Here is an 18,359-nt window from a genome sequence, read left to right on the forward strand (position 1 = left end):
GCCTTAGGCAAGGCTCATGCCGTCGGCAGGCGCTGCATAATCGTCATAAATGATGACAAACAACCTTTCTACATCTCGAACTCGGCCGCCAGTGCGGCGCGCACGCAATACAGCACGCCCTCAGGCACGCGTCCGCCAAACTGCTCGATGATCGCCGACACCGGCGGCAACTCGCCTTCGCCGTCGAGGAACGCGTCCTGGATCTCGCCCATCAGGTCCTCGGGCAGGTCCAGCGCCTGTTCCAGTGACAGCTGTTGGCGACCGATGGCCTCGGCCAGCAGGCTGTAAACGTTCTTTTCACTGCATTGCAGCTGGCCGGCGATCTGCAGCGGAGTCATGCCCGCGCGGGCCAGGCTGATCAGCTCGTGGCGCAGGTCGGCGACCGGGGCCGGGGCCTCTGCAGCGCCGCCCAGCACCTCGAGGAAGGCCTGACCGTAGCGCTCCAGCTTGCGTGCCCCCACGCCACTGACCTGGGCCATCTCGCTGAGGCTGCCGGGCTGACTGCGCAGCATCTCCAGCAGGGTCGAGTCGGGGAAGATGACATACGGCGGCACGCCATGCTCCTCGGCCAGCTTGCGCCGCAGGGCGCGCAAGGCGTCCCACTGTTCGCGTTCCTCACCGCGCACCAGCTGGCTGGCCGGGCTGCCCGAGCTGCTGCTCTTGCTGCTGGTCTGCGGCTTGAGGTCGCGGCGCAGCTCAAGGGTGACTTCGCCACGCAGCAAGGGCCGGCACGTATCGGACAGGCGCAGCCCGCCATAGCCTTCCAGGTCGATATCGGCCAGGCCACGCGCCACCAGCTGGCGGAACAGCGAACGCCACTCGCCTTCTGCGCGAGCCTTGCCCACGCCATACACGGCAAGCTTCTCGTGCCCGAAGCTGCGGATCTTCTCGTTGTCCTTGCCCAGCAGCACGTCCACCAGATGGCCCACGCCGTAGCGCTGGCCAGTACGATAGATGGCCGACAGCGCCTGGCGCGCAGGCTCGGTGGCGTCCCAGGTCTGCACGCCGTCGACGCAGTTGTCGCAGTGCCCGCAGGGCTGGGGCAGTTCTTCATCGAAATAGTTGAGCAGGGTCTGGCGACGGCAGCGGGTCTCTTCGCACAGTGCCAGCATGGCATCGAGCTTGTGCTGCTCGACCCGTTTGTGACGCTCGTCACCTTCGGAGTTCTGCAGCATCTGCTTGAGCATCACCATGTCCTGCAGGCCGTAGGCCATCCAGGCATCGGCGGGCAGGCCGTCACGGCCGGCGCGACCGGTTTCCTGGTAGTAGGCTTCCAGCGACTTGGGCAGGTCCAGGTGGGCCACGAAACGCACGTTGGGCTTGTCGATGCCCATGCCGAAGGCGATGGTCGCGACCATGATCAGGCCTTCCTCGTTGAGGAAGCGGCGCTGATTGCTGGCGCGGGTCTCGGCAGGCAGGCCGGCGTGATAGGGCAGCGCCGGGAACCCCTGCTCGCACAAAAACGCGGCCACATCGTCGACCTTCTTGCGCGACAGGCAATAGACGATGCCGGCGTTGCCGCGCCGCTCGTTGAGGAACGCCAGCAACTGCTTGCGCGGCTGTTCCTTGGGCACGATGCGATAGAAGATGTTCGGCCGGTCGAAACTCGACAGAAAGCGCTCGGCGTTCTGCAGGTGCAGGCGGGTGACGATCTCTTCGCGGGTACGCATGTCCGCGGTGGCGGTCAGGGCAATGCGCGGCACGTTGGGGAAGAGTTCGGCCAGTTGCCCCAGTTGCAGGTATTCAGGGCGGAAGTCATGGCCCCATTGCGACACGCAGTGCGCCTCGTCGATGGCGAACAGCGCGATGTCCAGGCTGCGCAGAAAATCCAGCATGCGTGGCTGCACCAGGCGTTCCGGGGCCAGGTACAGCATCTTGAGCTCGCCGCGACGAATGCGCATGGCCAGTTCGCGCTGCTGGTCGGCGCTCATCGTGGAGTTCAGCGAAGCCGCGGCGACACCCAGCTCGTCGAGGGTCGCCACCTGGTCGTCCATCAGCGCGATCAGCGGCGACACCACCACTGCCAGGCCTTCGCGCAGCAGCCCCGGAACCTGGAAGCACAGCGACTTGCCGCCGCCGGTGGGCATCAGTACCAGCGCATCGCCGCCTTTGGCTACGCATTCGATGATCGCCCCCTGGCGCCCGCGAAAGCTGTCGTAGCCGAAGATGTCCTTGAGGACGCGCTGAGCCTGTTCGAGCATAAAAACTCCATAAATCGCAGAACCATCCTGACCACAGGCTGGATGAAAAGCTTCCCCGCCACACCTGAAATTGCGTAAGCGGCTTTTGCCGGGGCCGCATGCTGGCGTGACCGGGCGCAAAAGCCGGGCATTATACCGGACACGGCGCCCGTGCAGGGGGCTCTGCGATAGGCGTCATCCTTTGCCTCGCAGGCGCCGCAAGATGCTAGAATTCCAGCATCGTTTATTCCCAAGGTAGCCCTGTAATGTCCTTCGCTGAGCAATTAACCCGCCTGCAAGCCTTCCTCGACGCTGACGAGCTGCACGAAGAAGCGCTGGACTACGTTGCCGCACACGGCTACCTGACCGCGCTGTCGATCTGCTCCGAAGCCGTTCCCGAGCGTGAATGGATCGACGCCCTGTTCGCCGAGCCGCCGCACTACAAGGACGAGGCCCAGCGCGAAGAAATCGAAAGCACACTGATCAAGCTCAAGGATCACATCGCCCGCCAACTGGCCAGCGATGAGGAGTTCGAGCTGCCGTGCGACCTGGACCTTGGCGACGAGCCGGACGACTCCGAGCTGCGCGGCTGGTGCATCGGCTTCATGGAAGGGGTGTTCCTGCGTGAAGCGGCCTGGTTCGAAAGCGCCGAGGAAGAAGTCAGCGAAATGCTGCTGCCGATCATGGTCGGTTCCGGCCTGTTCGACGAAGAGGCCGAGTTCGCCGACATCGCCAGCGACGCCAACCTGATGGACGACATGATCGTGCAGATCCCCGAGGCGCTGACGGCCTTGTACCTGCTGTGCCATGCCCCGGACGAGAAACCTGCGCTGCTCAAGCCTCGCCACCACTGAGTCTGCATCCATGCGCTACCTGCTGCTGGCCATCGGCTGGCTCAGCGTCGCGCTGGGGGTGATCGGCATCTTCCTCCCGGTGCTGCCGACCACCCCTTTTCTGTTATTGGCGGCAGCCTGCTTTGCGCGCAGCTCGCCCCGCTTTCACGCATGGCTGGTCAATCACCCGCGGCTTGGGCCGTGGATTCGCGACTACCTGGGCGGTGAGGGCATTCCGCTCAAGGCCAAGGTATACGCCATCGGGCTGATGTGGCTGAGCATAGGTTTTTCGTGCTACCTGGTGCCCTTGCCGTGGGCACGCGGGTTCATGCTCACCAGTGCGGTACTGGTGACCGTGTACATCGCGCGGCAGAAGACCTTGCGCAAGCGTACCTAGGCGCAACCACGCGCCCACCCCATCGCGGGCCAAGCCCGCTCCCACAGCTACTTCATTGCTCTTGTGGGAGCGGGCTTGGCCCGCGATGGCGGCGGCAGGTCAGCTGCGCCATCTACGCCTCATGTCACACCGTATCCACCTTCAACGAATGATCATTGAGCATCCCGTTGATCACCGTGGCTGTATCCGCCCCCGCCGAGATGACCCCACCCGCGCCCGCCGTCACCCCATAGTGATGGGCAAGGTCCACGCCGGCCAGTTCGATGGTCTGGGTCGGCGCCGCGCCGGCCACCGCACTCACCTGGATGGTCGATATCACGCCGTTGCCCGTGCCCGTCACCGTGAAGTGCAGGTAATCGTCCAGCGACGCCGACGTCGCGTTCTCGCCCTGCAGCAATTGCGAGAGGTCCAGCCGATCGGTACCCGGGGTAAAGTCGGTCACCTTGTCGTGGCCAGTATTGCCCTGTTGCCACAGGAAGGTATCGCTGCCCGCGCCACCGGTCAGGGTATTGTTGCCCGGCCCGCCGATCAGCAGATCGTCACCACCGCCCCCGATCAGGATGTCGTTGCCAAGGCCGCCGATCAGCGTGTTGGCGTTGTCGTCGCCGGTCAGCTTGTCGTCGTGGTCGGAGCCGATCAGGTTCTCGATCGACACCAGCTTGTCGAGCCCGGCGCCGATCGTGTTCTGCTCACCGGTCAGCGCCAGGCTCACCGTCACCCCAGCGCTCGCCCCGGCGTAGCTGGCGGTGTCGTTGCCAGCGCCACCGTCGAGCAGATCGTTGCCGTTGCCGCCGATCAACAGGTCGTTGCCCTCCCCCCCGTAGAGCTTGTCGTTGCCATCGCCGCCAATCAGCACGTCGTTGCCTGCACCGCCATTGAGAACGTCATCACCGCTCCCGGCCAGCAGCACGTCGTCGTGGCTGGTGCCTTCCAGGGTACTGCCGGCCTGGTAGGTGATGTCCACCGCCCCCGTGGCGCTGCCGCCATGGCCGTCGCTGACGGTATAGGTGCCGTTGTAGGTGGGCGTGTAGTCATGCGCCCCGGCGTAGTTGATCGACATGTTCAGCTGGTAGCTTTCTGCGCCCTTGCCGCCGTCGTCATTGACCTGGTTGACCAGATGGATGCTGTACACCCCATCATGGCTGGCGGTGAAACTGCCGCCATCGGCGATGGTGTGGTAGGTGCCACCCTCATCCTTCCACTGCATCAGCAAGTTGCGATCAGCGGTGCGGTTGTGGTCCAGGGTTAGGGTTTCGCCCTCGCGCAGGCTTACCTTGATCACGTCTTCGTCATTGCCATTGGCAGCACTCACCGCCCCCAGGTAGCCACTGACCACCAGCGCCGCGGTCATCGACCCGGCTGCGCCGGTAAAGGCACTGCGCGCCAGAACCCGCTCCTGATTGGCCAGCGTGTCGTCCTGGCCGGTGAAGGTGATGACCGTCTTGCCGTTGCCGGCCGTGAAATCCGCCCCCTTGGTCCAGCCGGTGTTGAAGGTGATCGGCGCCGCACTCAGGCGATCGTGGTTGGCGTCGCTGTCGTTGGCCAGCAAGGCGGCGGCCGGCACGCTGATGCTCGGCGCAAGGATATTGGTGATGACATGATCGGCACCGGCCACCGGCGCAGCATTGGTGTTGACGTTGATCACCAGGTTGGCACCGCTCAGGTCGCCGTCGTTGTCGCTGGCCACGAAGCGGATGGTCTCCACCTGATTGCTGCCGCTGTCCTTGGGCGGCGTATAGGTGAACTGGCCGTTGTCCATGTCCACCACCAGCGTCCCGCCCAGCGCGGTCTTGACCGTGATGCTGTGGGTGCTCGCGTCGAAGGTGCCGCGGTCTGCGCCGCCACTGGCTGCATAGCTGGGCTGGTTGGCGTTGCCTTTGGGGTCGAAGGTGTAAGTAGTGCCGTCGATCAACAGCGACTTGATGAAGCCACCATCGGCACCGAAGTCGCCACCGCTCATCAGGCTGCCGGTGATCGGCGCGCCCTGCACGGTGCCCGACAGCACGTTGTCCAGTTGCGCCAGGTCGGTGACCACCACCGAGTTGGTATTGGTGTGGGTACTGCCGTCATAGGCAGCCGGGTTGAGATTGCCGGTGTTGACGCCGCTGCCCAGCCCGATCGCATACGACTTGATGCCGTTGTCGCCCAGGAAGTTCTCCCAGTTGCCGGTGCGCGTTTCGGTCAGGGCATGCCCCGAGGTCGGCGCACCGTCCGAGAAGAAGTAGCTGACGCTCTGCGCCCCCTCCAGCTTGCCCGGCGTCTGGTAGGCCGTCTGCGCCACGTTGACTGCCGAGTCGTAATAGGTCGAGCCACCCGGGGTCAGGTCCTTGATCAGGGCCTTGGCCTCGGCCACCGTCACCCACACGTCGGTGCGATCACTGGCACCGGTGGAGAACGTGACGACCTGCACCTTCACATCGCCCATGTCGTCGTACTTGTCCAGCAGTGCGCCGATGGCCTCCTTGGCCAGCTCCAGGCGCGACAGGCCGCGCACCCCGGAATTGTCGGCCATGCTGCCGGACACATCGATGATCAGCATGACGTTGGTGTCCACCTGCCCCGGCGTGGTCGAGCGCACGGCGTCAGCCGTTGTGGGCACGTCATCGACGATATTGATCACGATGTTGCTGGTGGTCGAGTTGCCGGCCGCATCGGTGGCCTTGTAGACGAAGGTCTCGCTGGTGACCACGTTGGGGCCGTCGTTGAGCCCGCCTGCGGTTTTGGGTGCGGACGTGAGGGTGTACTTGAAGCTGCCGTCGGCGTTGAGCTGAATCTGCCCATAGGCGCCCGTGCTGCTGCCCACCAGCGTATAGGTGATCGCGCCGCTGGCTCCGCTGACCGAGCCCACCAGGCTGCCGGTCGCGGTTTCACCCGTTGAGCCGGGGTCGCTGCCGGTCACGGTGCCGGGGGCGAGGTCGTTCGGGTCCTGGCTAAGGTCCAGGGCCTTCTCGTACACCGTGACCTCGTTGTTGGGGCAGGCGACGATCTTGCTGTCGGTGACATTGATGGTGATGGTGGTGGTGCTTTCGTCGCCGTCCGCGTCACGAATGGTGTAGGTGAAGGTGTCCTGGGCACCGTCCTGCGTCACCGCATTGGGGTTGGCCTTGTACTCGGCCTCGCCGTTGGCATGCAGGATGAGGGTGCCATAGGTGCCGGCGATGCCCACGCCCAGCGAGCCGATGGCCGAGGTCGAGGTGTCGGCGCCGAACCGCACACCCACCACCGCCCCGCCCTGGGCCGGGCCGTCTGCCCCCAATGTGTCGTTATCCAGCACATTGCCGGTGACCGTACCGCCCTCCACCACCGTGGTGCTGTCGGACTCCGCCCTTGGCACGTCATCCACGATCTTGATCACGATGGTGCTGGTGACGCTGTTGCCCAGTTGGTCGGTCGCCTTGTAGGTAAAGGTCTCGGACGTGACGATATTCGCCCCGTCGTCGCCGTTGCCGATGTGCGGCGCCGAGGTCAGGGTGTACTTGTAGCTGCCGTCGGCATTGAGCTGAATCTGCCCATAGGCACCTGTAGTGCTGCCCACCAGCGTGTAGGTGAGCGCGCCGGAACCGCCCGTGACCGAGCCGACCAGGGTGCCGGTACCCGTCTCGCCAGGCGAGGTAGGGTTGCTGCCCACCACCGTGCCCGGGGCCAGGTCCTGCGGGTCCTGAGTCAGGTCCAGCGCTTTTTCGTAGACTTTCACCTCGGTATCGGCGCAGGCCACCAGCTTGCTGTCGGTGACGTTGATGGTGATGGTCGTGGTGCTTTCATCGCCGTCCGCATCGCGGATGGTGTAGGTGAACACGTCCTTGGCGCCGGTTGGCGCTACCGAGTTGGGGTCGGCCTTGTAGATCGCCTCGCCATTGGCATTCAGGATCAACGTGCCGTAGGTGCCGGCGATGCTCACGCCCAGCGAGCCAATGGCCGAGGTGGAGGTGTCGGCGCCCGCCCGCACACCCACCACCGCACCGCCCTGGGTTGCACCGTCTGCACCCAGGATGTCGTTGAGCAGCACGTTGCCGGTGACCGTTCCGCCTTCCATCACCGTGGCGCTGTCCGATTCGGCGATGGGCATGTCGTCGACGATATGGATCACGATGGTACTGGTAACGCTGTTGCCCAGCGCATCGGTGGCCTTGTAGGTGAAGGTCTCGGTGCTCACGACGTTGGCGCCGTCGTTGCCGTTGCCGATATGCGGCGCCGAGGTCAGGGTGTACTTGTAGCTGCCGTCGGCATTGATCTGAATCTGCCCGTAGTTACCGATGGCGCTGCCTTCCAGGCTGTAGGTCAGGGCACCGGAGCCACCGCCCACCCGGCCTTGAAGGTTGCCGACCGAGGTTTCCGTGGCCCTGGTCGGCGCGCTGCCTTCTACCGTGCCAGGCGCCAGGTCCCAGGCGTCCTGCACCAGGTCCAGCCCGCGCTCGTACACCTTGATGTCATCGTCCGGGCAGGCGACGAGCTTGCTGTCGGTGACATTGATGGTGATGGTCGTGGTGCTTTCGTCACCGTCCGCGTCGCGGATGGTGTAGGTGAACACGTCCTTGGCGCCGGTTGGCGCTACCGAGTTGGGGTCGGCCTTGTAGATCGCCTCGCCATTGGCATTCAGGATCAGCGTGCCGTAGGTGCCGGCGATGCTCACGCCCAGCGAGCCAATGGCCGAGGTGGAGGTGTCGGCGCCCGCCCGCACACCCACCACCGCACCGCCCTGGGCTGCACCGTCTGCACCCAGGATGTCGTTGAGCAGCACGTTGCCGGTGACCGTTCCGCCTTCCATCACCGTGGCGCTGTCCGATTCGGCGATGGGCATGTCGTCGACGATATGGATCACGATGGTGCTGGTAACGCTGTTGCCCAGCTCATCGGTGGCCTTGTAGGTGAAGGTCTCGGTGCTCACGACGTTGGCGCCGTCGTTGCCGTTGCCGATGTGCGGCGCCGAGGTCAGGGTGTACTTGTAGCTGCCGTCGGCGTTGATCTGAATCTGCCCGTAGTTACCGATGGCGCTGCCTTCCAGGCTGTAGGTCAGGGCACCGGAGCCACCGCCCACCCGGCCTTGAAGGTTGCCCACCGAGGTTTCCGTGGCCCTGGTCGGCGCGCTGCCTTCTACCGTGCCAGGCGCCAGGTCCCAGGCGTCCTGCACCAGGTCCAGCCCGCGCTCGTACACCTTGATGTCATCGTCCGGGCAAGCGACGAGCTTGCTGTCGGTGACGTTGATGGTGATGGTCGTGGTGCTTTCGTCACCGTCCGCATCGCGGATGGTGTAGGTGAACACGTCCTTGGCGCCGGTTGGCGCTACCGAGTTGGGGTCGGCCTTGTAGATCGCCTCGCCATTGGCGTTCAGGATCAGCGTGCCGTAGGTGCCGGCGATGCTCACGCCCAGCGAACCGATGGCCGAGGTGGAGGTGTCGGCGCCCGCCCGCACACCCACCACCGCACCGCCCTGGGCTGCGCCGTCTGCACCCAGCGTGTCGTTGTCCAATACGTTGCCGGTGACCGTACCGCCCTCCACCACCGTGGTGCTGTCCGACTCTGCCCGTGGCACATCGTCCACGATCTTGATCACGATGGTGCTGGTGACGCTGTTGCCCAGCGCGTCGGTAGCCTTGTAGGTGAAGGTTTCGGAGGTGACCACATTGGCCCCGTCGTTGCCACCGCCCACCTGCGGCGCGGACGTCAGGGTGTACTTGTAGCTGCCGTCGGCATTGATCTGGATCTGCCCGTAGGCGCCGGTGCTGCTGCCCACCAGCGTGAAGGTCAGCGCGCCGGAGCCACCACCGACCGAGCCGGCCAGCGTTCCGGTCGCGGTCTCGCCCGCCGAGCCCGGGTTGCTGCCCACCACTGTGCCCGGCGCAAGGTCTTGCGGGTCCTGGACCAGGTCCAGGGCCTTTTCATACACGGTGACGCTGTCCGGGCAGGCGACGAGCTTGCTGTCGGTGACGTTGATGGTGATGGTCGTGGTGCTTTCGTCACCGTCCGCATCGCGGATGGTGTAGGTGAACACATCGGTCGCGCCCGCTGGCGGCACGGCGTTGGGGTCGGCCTTGTACACCGCCTCGCCGTTGGCGTTGAGCACCAGCGTGCCGTAGGTACCCGCAATGTTCACGCCCAGCGAGCCGATGGCCGATGTCGAGGTATCGGAGCCGGCCCGCACACCGACTACCGTGTGCTCGACCGGCGGGCGATCGGCGCCCAGGCTGTCATTGTGCAGCACGTTGCCGGTGACGGTACCGCCTTCGACCACCGAGGCGCTGTCGGGCCTGGCCTGCGGCACGTCATCGACAATGTTCACGTCCAGGCTGCCGGTGGCCTTGCTGCCATCGGTGTCGATGGCCACCACGCTGAAGCTCTCACCGATGTTGTTGATGCCCTGACCAGCGGGATGAGCTTCGTTGTCGAGCAAGGTGTAGCTGTAGCTCACCACGCCTGTGGCGGGGTTGTAGCCGGTGATGGTGAGGGTATTGCCCAGCCCCGTGGTGATCGATTGCGGAAAACCACTGACCACCCCGCCGATCACCACGTTGATGCCCCCGACGGTAAGCGTGTGCAGGCCATCGGGGGCATGCACGGTAAAGCTGCCGCTCTGGGTCAGCGCGCCATTATCGGGGCTTGAGCCATCGGCCAGGTTCTTCTCGTACACGGTCAGTTCACCGCCATTCACCTCCAGCCCGTCCAGTGTCACCGGGTGATCGATGGGCGGCTCAACCGGCGGGATCACCGGCGGCACGAAACCGCCAGGGCCCTGGTCATCACCCCGCGCGCCAATCCAGGGTTCGGGAATCTCGGGGATGCTGTTGAAACCCGCCGTCGGAAAGCCGATCACCGGGTCCAGGTGCCCTCCCACCTCGGTGAGCTGCACGAACGAATGGCCGCCGCCCAATGCGCTTGGCGAACCGCCGTTGCCGGGGCCCGCCGCCGGAGCTTCGCCCTCCTGGCTGGGGTCGGCGCCCGCCGCAATGGCCTGCTGCAGTTTCTCCACATCGGTCAGTTGTGCCTGGCTGGGCGTCACCGTCTCGGGCGCGTTCACGTGCGAGGCATGGTTGGCCAGCAGGTCGGGAGACAGCTGCAGGCTGCTGTCACGGCCCAGGGTCAGCTCGGCACCGTTTTCCAGGTGCACCGCCACTGCCCCGGCCGCGCCGGTTTCCAGTTGTTCCCCGGCATAAAGGCGGTCGCCTTCCACCAGGGCACGTCGACCGCCATCGGCCGCTACCGCGAATACCTGGCCGACAACCTTGCTGACCACACCGATTAAATTAGCCATGAGCATGCCTCCATTGCCGAAGGTTTTCGCAAACACGTGCCGGGGTATCGCGAAACCTGGCGCGGGCAATGCCCGGCCGACTCGGAGAACAACCTTGCGACCGCACGCACCGATCTCAACGAAATCAATGCATTCGGCCTGCCCATGCTCCGGTTAAGTCACGCTGCGATCTGGCAATCGGCCATGAGCCAAAATTTTGTCGCCATATTTCGCCGCGTTGACCTCCCCTCCGCTCACTCCATACCCAATGCTGCAAAAAACGAGGAACTTTATCGGACGCCCTGACAGGCCAACATCTGCGCCTGTTTTCGAGCTATCTGAAGAGAACAATGTCTTGCTTTGAGCACAGCGCATAAGTTTTTTTTCGCATATCGGTTATGAGAAATACTTCTTAGGTTGGCCGTTAAATGTTCTTAGCTCTGTTGTTACAAGCCTGAAACGGTTTGACCTCCATTTTTCGTCATTTTTTTGGCGATTGAGAGACCACAAGAAATCAGGGAGATGTCATCCATGCGCGTTTTGACCCCCATCAGCAGCGCGATTCTGTTCGCCATGATCTGTGCCAACGCGCAGGCCATGTCCTTGTCACAAGCCGTGCAGAGCGCCGTGGACTACCACCCGGAGAACAAGGCCGGGATCAATAGCCGGCTGTCCGCCGACGAGGATGTGAAGGTGGCCAGAGGGGGCTACTTTCCCACCGTCGACCTGGTGGCCGGCTACGGACGCGAACGTTCAGACAACACCAACACCCGCGGCTTCAACGCCGACGGCAGCCGCAATCACAACAAGGAAACCCTGAACTACACCCAGTCCGAACTGCGCCTGCGCCAGATGCTGTTCGACGGCTTCAACACCGCCAATGAAGTGGGCCGCACCGAGGCCGTGGTCAATTCACGCGCCTACTACGTGCAGGCCACCTCCGAGACCATCGCCCTGCGCGCCATCGAGGTGTACCTGGAAGTGCTCAAGCGCCGCGAGCTGGTGACCCTGGCCAAGAACAACCTGCAGGCACACCTGCGCGTCAACGACCAGATCGGCCTGCGCAGCGAGCGCGGCGTGGGCAGCAATGCCGACCTCGACCAGTCCACCGCACGCCGGGCGCTGGCCGACAATAACCTGTACACCGCCCAGGTCGACCTGGCCGATGCCGAAGCCAACTTCATCAGCGTGGTCGGGCGTGCCCCCGACGAGCTGGAAACCCCGGTGTCGATCAAGGGCGAGATGCCCGGCGACCTGACCCAGGCGCGCCAGGCCATGCTGCAGAACAACCCTTACCTCAAGTCGGCCCAGGCCGACATCCAGGCCGCCGAGCAACAGTACGAAGTGGCCAAGTCGCCGTTCTACCCGCGCCTGGATGCAGAGCTCGCCACCGGCGCCAACAACAACATCGCCGGTGAACCCGGGCATGCCAACAGCGATTGGCGAGCCGGCGTGGTGATGAGCTACAACCTGTTCAAGGGCGGCAGCGACAAGGCCCGCCTGCAGTCGGATGCGCACAAGATCAACCAGGCCATGGACATCCGCAACAACGCCTTGCGCACCCTCAACGAAAACCTCGCGCTGTCGTGGAACGCCATGACCAACGCGCGCCTGCAAACCCCGACCGCACGCGAATACGCCGACACCACCACCCGTGTGCGCGCCGCCTACCAGGATCAGTTCGGCCTGGGCCAACGCACCCTACTCGACCTGCTCGACAGCGAGAACGAGCTGTACAACGCCAACCGTCGCTACACCGAAGTGCGCTACACCGAGGAGTTCTCGATGTACCGGGTGCTGGCCAACATGGGCGAGTTGCTGAGCAAACAGAAGATCTCGCTGCCACCGGAGGCCATTGCACGCAGCGAAGTCAGAAGCGACGCCACGCTGCCGGACCTGCGTTGAACACGTTCGACCGCCCGAGGAGCCGCCCATGACCAGCATGCAGCCGGCCGGCACCGCCGACCCGCGCCAGAGCTTCGATGACCCGTTGCTCGACGGGCTGCTGATACTGTGCAAGCTGCACGGCGCTGCGGTCAGTCGCAGCAGCCTGTGTGCCGGCCTGCCGCTGGCCGAACAGCGCATGAGCCTCGACCTGCTGCCGCGCGCAGCGGCCAGGGCCGGCCTGCAGGCACGGGTACTGCGCCGCGAGCTGGGCGCGATCTCGGCGCTCAACCTGCCGGTGCTGCTGTTGCTTGCCGATGGCCGCAGCGCCGTGCTGCGGCGCTGGGGCGAGAACGACCAGGCCCTGATACTGCCCAGTGAAGCCGAAGGCGGCGAGCAGTGGGTCAGCCGCCAGGAGCTGGCCGACGTCTACAGCGGCCAGGCCCTGTTCGCACGCCCGCGCCACGAGGTCGAAGACCTGCGCACACCGCTGCTGCCCAGGGTCAACGCCTGGTTCCGTGACACCCTCAAGCAGTCGCGCTGGCTCTACAGCGACGCCTTGCTGGCCAGCCTGCTGATCAACCTGCTGGGCCTGATGGTGCCGCTGTTCGTGATGCAGACCTACGACCGGGTGGTGCCCAACCAGGCCACCTCCACCTTGTGGGTACTGGTCATCGGCCTGATGCTCGGCACCCTGTTCGAGCTGGTGCTGCGCGTGGTGCGTGCGCACCTGCTGGACCAGGCCGGCAAGAAGACCGACCTGATCCTGTCGGCCACCCTGTTCGAGCGCATCACCGGCATGTCGATGAAGGCCCGCCCGGCCACCATCGGCGGCTTCGCCCAGAGCATCCACGACTTCCAGGGCCTGCGCGAATTCCTCACGGCGGTGACCCTGACCAGCGTCATCGACCTGCCCTTCGTGGTGCTGATGCTGCTGGTGATCGGCCTGCTGGGCGGCTGGCTGGTGGTGATTCCGCTGGTGGCCTTTCCGATCACCATCGCCTTTGCGCTGTTCATCCAGGCACGCCTGCGCGATACCGTGGAAAAAAGCCTGAGCCTGGGCGCGCTGCGCCAGGCGCTGCTGATCGAGACCCTGGGCGGCCTGGAAACCCTCAAGGCCTGCGGGGCCGAAAGCGAGCGCCAGCACCAGTGGGAAAGCACCCACGGCGCCCTCACCCGCCTCGACGTACAGGCGCGCAACCTTTCGGCACTGGCCACCAACGGCACCCTGTTCATCCAGCAGCTGTGCGGCATGGCCACCATCGTCGCCGGGGTGTACAGCATCATTGCCGGCAACCTCAGCGTGGGTGCCCTGGTGGCCAGCTACATGCTCGGCAGCCGCGTGCTCGCACCATTGGGCCAGATCGCCGGGCTGATCACCCGCTACCAGCAGGCCCAGCTGACCATGCACAGCACCGACGCGCTGATGGCCCTGCCCCAGGAACGCCCTGCCGGCCAGCAGACCCTGGAGCGCACCCAGTTGCACGGCGCGCTGCAGGTCAGCCAGGTGACCTTCCGCTACAACGGGCAGAACGCCGCAGCGCTGGACAACGTGAGCTTCACGGTCAAGCCGGGCGAGCGCATCGGCATCATCGGTCGCAGCGGCTCGGGCAAGAGCACCCTGGCACGCCTGCTGATGGGCTTCTACGAACCCGAAGAGGGGCAGATCCTGCTCGACAACCTCGACCTGCGCCAGCTCGACATCGCCGACCTGCGCCAGCAGCTCGGCTACGTGGCCCATGACCTGCCGCTGCTGGCCGGCAGCCTGCGCGACAACCTGACCCTGGGCGCACGCTACGTCAGCGATGCGCGCATGCTCGAAGTGGCCGAGATGACCGGCGTGAGCGAACTGGCCCGCCAGCACCCGCAAGGCTTCGAACGGCCGGTGGGCGAGCGCGGCATGCTGCTCTCCGGCGGCCAGCGCCAGACCGTGCTGCTGGCCCGCGCGATGCTGCTGGAACCGCCGATCCTGATCCTCGACGAGCCCACCAGCCATATGGACAACAGCAGCGAAGACCAGCTGCGCCAGCGCCTGCACGGCTGGGTGCAGGGCAAGACCCTGCTGCTGGTCACCCACCGCACCTCGATGCTCAGCCTGGTCGACCGCCTGGTGGTGCTGGACAACGGCAAGGTGGTGGCCGACGGGCCCAAGGACGCGGTCATCGATGCACTGCGCAAGGGCCGTGTCGGCTCTGCACTCTGAGGGGTATCAGCATGTCTGCATTGTCCGGCCTGGGCGATTACATCCGCAGCTTCGGCAAGACTGCCGAACGCGAGTACATGCCGGACCTGGCCGGCGCGACGCTGCAGGACTCGCCCCGCCTGTCGCGCATCACCGTGTGGCTTGCGGCAGGCTTGCTGCTGGTGGCACTGGTGTGGGCCAAATTCGCGGTGCTCGATGAAGTCACCATGGGCGAAGGCAAGGCCATCCCGTCGAGCAAGGTGCAGGTGATCCAGAACCTGGAGGGCGGCATCGTCACCGAGATCTTCGTGCGCGAGGGGCAGATGGTGAACAAGGGCGACACCCTGCTGCGCCTGGACGACACGCGCTTTCTGTCGAACAAGGGCGAAAGCGAAGCCGACCGCTATGCCCTGACCGCGCAGGTCGAGCGCCTGTCCGCCGAGGCCGAGGGTCGCCCCTTCCAGCTTTCGGAGGTGGTACGCAGCAAGGCCCCGCAGGTGGCCGAGGACGAACTGTCGCTGTACCAGTCGCGCCAGCGCCGCCTCACCAGCGAGAAACAGACGCTCAACGAGCAACTGCGGCAGAAAACCCAGGAGCTGGCCGAGTTTCGCTCCAAACTGGAGCAGTACCGCTCGGGCCTGGCATTGCTGCAGGAAGAGCTGAACATGTCCACGCCGCTGGTGGGCACCGGCGCGATTTCGCCGGTGGAGATCCTGCGCCTCAAGCGCAGCGCGGTGGAGGCTCGCGGCTCGCTGAACGCCACCAGCCTGGCGATTCCGCGGGCCGAAGCGGCGGCGGCGGAGATCCGCAGCAAGATCGAGGAATCCGAGGCAGGCTTTCGCTCGGAGGCGGCCAAGGAACTCAACGACAAGCGCACCGAGCTTTCGAAGATCACCGCCACCAGCATCGCCATCGACGACCGTGTCACCCGCACCACCGTGGTGTCGCCGGTGCACGGCATCATCAAGCTGCTCAAGGTCAACACCATTGGCGGTGTGGTGCAGCCGGGCAGCGACCTGCTGGAGATCGTGCCGCTGGAAGACAACCTGCTGATCGAGGCCAAGGTGCGCCCACAGGATGTGGCCTTTCTGCACCCCGGGCAGACCGCGATGGTCAAGTTCAGTGCGTACGACTACACGATCTATGGTGGCCTGAAGGCCAAGCTGGAACTGATCGGCGCCGACACGGTGACGGACGACAAGGGCAACGCGTTCTACCTGATCCAGGTGCGCACCGACAAGAACCACCTGGGCGGGGACAACAAACCGTTGCTGATCATCCCGGGCATGACCGCCACGGTGGACATCATCACCGGGCACAAGAGCGTGCTGGATTACCTGCTCAAGCCGGTGCTCAAGGCACGCACCGAGGCGTTGCGCGAGCGCTAGCGCCCATCAACGCAGGTGGTTGCGCTCGTAGGTCTGTTGCCCCATCGCCGCAATCTGCCCCTCGATCAGGGCATCGAACGGCCGCAGCAGCGCATCGAACAGCGCCGGCGCCTCCAGCACGTTCAACGCCTGTGTCACTGCCTCGATGGTCGACAAGGCGCCCTCCCCGGGTGCCTTGCGCAACCGGTAGCGCGACGGCTGCAACGCGCCCAGCGTGACCCGTGGCAACGTTGCCAGCAAAGGGTTCACATGCAGCAACTTGCGCGCCTTGCGCCAGGTGCCGTCGGGCACCACCAGCAACCACGGTCGCTCATCGCCAGCATAAGCCTGCAGCGCCTGCGCGCCCTCACCCGGGAACAACAGGCCGGTGCGATACCCCGGCTGCGTCAGCCACTGCTCGAGATCCTCGAACACCTCGCCCACCCGCAACTCGGCATTGCGCAGGCCAAGCGCGGCCAGCCTGGCGGTGTTCAAGGCATGGTTCACTTCGCTGGGATGCTGCAGCAGCAGTACACGGGTGCGGCTGTCCAGGCGGGGGATCAACGCGCAAAGGCAATGGGTTTGTGGGCGCAGGCAGCGCTCGCAGTGAATTCTGGACATCGGGTTCTCCTGGGGCGCGAAGTGTGCCACAGCAGGCCCGCGAAATACCTCACCGCCCTGGGTCAAACGCGCGGATTCAGCGATTGAAGCGTTCGGCCAGGCTGTACAGGTAGTCGGCCATGCGCTGCAGGTCCTGGCTGATCTCGGCGCCCTGCTTGGCCTGCCCGGCGCTGTGGTCGCACAGCTGGGCGATGCGCGTGATCTGCTGGTTGATGTCTTCGGCCACATGACTCTGCTGTTCCGACGCCGTGGCCATCTGCTGGCTCATGCCGGTGATGCGGCTGACCGCCTGGCTGATGCCCACCAGCGCGGTCTGCACGGCCTCGACACTGTGCACGCTGTCACGCGAGATCTGCTCGCCTCGGCTGGCACTGCTCACCGCCCGCTCGGCCCCGGCACGCAGGCTGGCGATGATCTGGTGGATTTCCTCGGTCGAGACCCGCGTGCGCTGCGCCAGCGACCGCACCTCGTCGGCCACCACGGCAAAACCGCGGCCCTGCTCGCCGGCCCGCGCCGCCTCGATGGCGGCATTGAGCGCCAGCAGGTTGGTCTGCTCGGCGATCGAGGTGATCACATCCACCACGCTGCCGATGGACTGGGTTTGCCCGGCCAGTTCGTTCACCGCCTGGCCGATCTCGGTCACCGCATCGGCCATGCTGCCCATTGCCTGCAGGCTTCGTTGTGCCAGGTCGCTGCCCTGGCGGGCCAACTGGTCGGCATCGGACGCCGCCGTGGCGGTGTCCTGCACGTTGTGGGTGACCTGCTGGATGGTTGCCGCCATCTGCGCAATGGCGGCCGCCGACTGGTCGGTCTCGCAGCGCTGGCGGTCGAGCATCTGCGCCTGGGCCCCGGACAGGTCGCTCGATTGCGTGGCCCGTGCCTTGACCCCGACGCCGGCGTCCACCAGCCGCGTGAGCGCGGTCTGCAGGCGCGCTTCCTCGCTGATGATCGCCAGGTCCAACTGCCCCTGCAGGCCCCGGTTGTCACTGTAGGTCAGCGCTACCAGCGGGCTGGTGAAGGCCCTGGGGTGCTCGGCCAGGGTACGCCGGATCATCCGGTCGTGATGGGCCTCGATCAGGTACCAGGCACTGAGCAGGCTGGCCATCAACACGCCCAGCGCCGCGTACTGGGGCAGCCACAGGTAGCCGGCGGCCGACAGCAGCGCCGCCCCTACCAGCGGCCAGCCCAGCTCCAGTTGCACCGCTGCACGCGCGGCCCAGGACATGGCGCCCCGGCCCTGGCGCAAGCGTGCATACAACGCCGTGGCTCGACGGATCTGGTCCGGGGTGGGCACCGAGCGCACCGACTCGTAGCCACTGATACGGCCATCCTCGTAGATGGCCGTCACGTAGGCACTGACCCAGTAGAAATCGCCGTTCTTCGCGCGGTTCTTGACCACCCCCATCCAGGGCTTGCCTTGCTTGAGGGTGTCCCACATGTGCCCGAACACCGCGGGCGGCATGTCCGGGTGGCGTACAAGGTTATGGGGCTGGCCCACCAGTTCGTCGTAGGTAAAACCGCTGATGCTGACGAAGGCGTCGTTGCAGTAGGTGATGCGGCTGTTGAGGTCGGTGGTGGATATCAGGCGCTGATCGCTCGGGAAGGTTCTTTCATGCTCAGTGACGGGCAGATTCGTACGCATCTCGGCGATCCCTGCTTGGAAGATGTTG

Annotated in this window: 8 protein-coding genes and 2 pseudogenes; 5 read left to right on the forward strand and 5 right to left on the reverse strand. The window is 65.2% G+C overall.

The genetic code is table 11. The features are described 5' to 3' along the window. Nucleotides 1-68: 68 nt before the first annotated feature. Nucleotides 69-2,201: a DNA helicase RecQ gene (gene recQ, locus FW760_RS11030; protein WP_043864126.1), complete on the reverse strand. Its 2,133-nt coding sequence runs from the start codon at nt 2,199-2,201 to the stop codon at nt 69-71. A 245-nt stretch (nt 2,202-2,446) separates the two neighbouring features. Between recQ and FW760_RS11035 the strand changes: the two genes are divergently transcribed. Both FW760_RS11035 and FW760_RS11040 read left to right on the forward strand, forming a co-directional pair. Then, entirely contained in the window at nt 2,447-3,034 is a 588-nt protein-coding gene (locus tag FW760_RS11035; RefSeq protein WP_054916593.1) for a UPF0149 family protein, read from the forward strand. After that, entirely contained in the window at nt 2,988-3,410 is a 423-nt protein-coding gene (locus tag FW760_RS11040) for a YbaN family protein (RefSeq protein ID WP_370409172.1), read from the forward strand. Before FW760_RS11035 ends, FW760_RS11040 begins: the two co-directional genes overlap by 47 nt. Nucleotides 3,411-3,534: 124 nt before the next feature. Here the strand turns inward: FW760_RS11040 and FW760_RS11045 are convergent, their stop codons facing one another. Then, complete coding sequence (locus tag FW760_RS11045) at nt 3,535-10,656, reverse strand: retention module-containing protein (protein ID WP_446443788.1); 7,122 nt, start codon at nt 10,654-10,656, stop codon at nt 3,535-3,537. Between the two features lie 510 nt (nt 10,657-11,166). Between FW760_RS11045 and FW760_RS11050 the strand changes: the two genes are divergently transcribed. Genes FW760_RS11050 through FW760_RS11060 form a run of 3 tightly spaced genes read left to right on the forward strand, consistent with a single transcriptional unit; the run spans nt 11,167 to nt 16,089 of the window. After that, entirely contained in the window at nt 11,167-12,540 is a 1,374-nt protein-coding gene (locus FW760_RS11050; RefSeq protein ID WP_043864130.1) for a TolC family outer membrane protein, read from the forward strand. 28 nt (nt 12,541-12,568) lie between these two features. Beyond that, complete coding sequence (locus FW760_RS11055; protein ID WP_043864131.1) at nt 12,569-14,722, forward strand: type I secretion system permease/ATPase; 2,154 nt, start codon at nt 12,569-12,571, stop codon at nt 14,720-14,722. Nucleotides 14,723-14,733: 11 nt separating this feature from the next. Next, entirely contained in the window at nt 14,734-16,089 is a 1,356-nt protein-coding gene (locus tag FW760_RS11060) for an HlyD family type I secretion periplasmic adaptor subunit (RefSeq protein ID WP_078481616.1), read from the forward strand. A gap of 6 nt (nt 16,090-16,095) precedes the next feature. Here FW760_RS11060 and FW760_RS11065 read toward each other — a convergent pair whose 3' ends face one another. The 3 genes and pseudogenes from FW760_RS11065 to FW760_RS11075 form a co-directional block, all read right to left on the reverse strand. After that, nucleotides 16,096-16,689, reverse strand: a complete 594-nt coding sequence (locus tag FW760_RS11065) for a tRNA-uridine aminocarboxypropyltransferase (protein WP_058541545.1) — start codon at nt 16,687-16,689, stop codon at nt 16,096-16,098. A 76-nt stretch (nt 16,690-16,765) separates the two neighbouring features. Beyond that, a pseudogene (locus FW760_RS11070) lies at nt 16,766-17,263 on the reverse strand (methyl-accepting chemotaxis protein); the annotation flags it as partial. 786 nt (nt 17,264-18,049) lie between these two features. Further along, a pseudogene (locus tag FW760_RS11075) lies at nt 18,050-18,331 on the reverse strand (PAS domain-containing protein); the annotation flags it as partial. Between the last annotated feature and the right edge of the window lie 28 nt (nt 18,332-18,359).

This window comes from Pseudomonas sp. 1176_21 (genome assembly GCF_052850635.1).

What these genes read in the sequence shown, in the direction of transcription:
- recQ (WP_043864126.1), bottom strand. Translation starts at nt 2,201, where the DNA reads ATGCTCGAACAGGCTCAGCGCGTCCTCAAGGACATCTTCGGCTACGAC.
- FW760_RS11035 (WP_054916593.1), top strand. Translation starts at nt 2,447, where the DNA reads ATGTCCTTCGCTGAGCAATTAACCCGCCTGCAAGCCTTCCTCGACGCT.
- FW760_RS11040 (WP_370409172.1), top strand. Translation starts at nt 2,988, where the DNA reads ATGCCCCGGACGAGAAACCTGCGCTGCTCAAGCCTCGCCACCACTGAG.
- FW760_RS11045 (WP_446443788.1), bottom strand. Translation starts at nt 10,656, where the DNA reads ATGGCTAATTTAATCGGTGTGGTCAGCAAGGTTGTCGGCCAGGTATTC.
- FW760_RS11050 (WP_043864130.1), top strand. Translation starts at nt 11,167, where the DNA reads ATGCGCGTTTTGACCCCCATCAGCAGCGCGATTCTGTTCGCCATGATC.
- FW760_RS11055 (WP_043864131.1), top strand. Translation starts at nt 12,569, where the DNA reads ATGACCAGCATGCAGCCGGCCGGCACCGCCGACCCGCGCCAGAGCTTC.
- FW760_RS11060 (WP_078481616.1), top strand. Translation starts at nt 14,734, where the DNA reads ATGTCTGCATTGTCCGGCCTGGGCGATTACATCCGCAGCTTCGGCAAG.
- FW760_RS11065 (WP_058541545.1), bottom strand. Translation starts at nt 16,689, where the DNA reads ATGTCCAGAATTCACTGCGAGCGCTGCCTGCGCCCACAAACCCATTGC.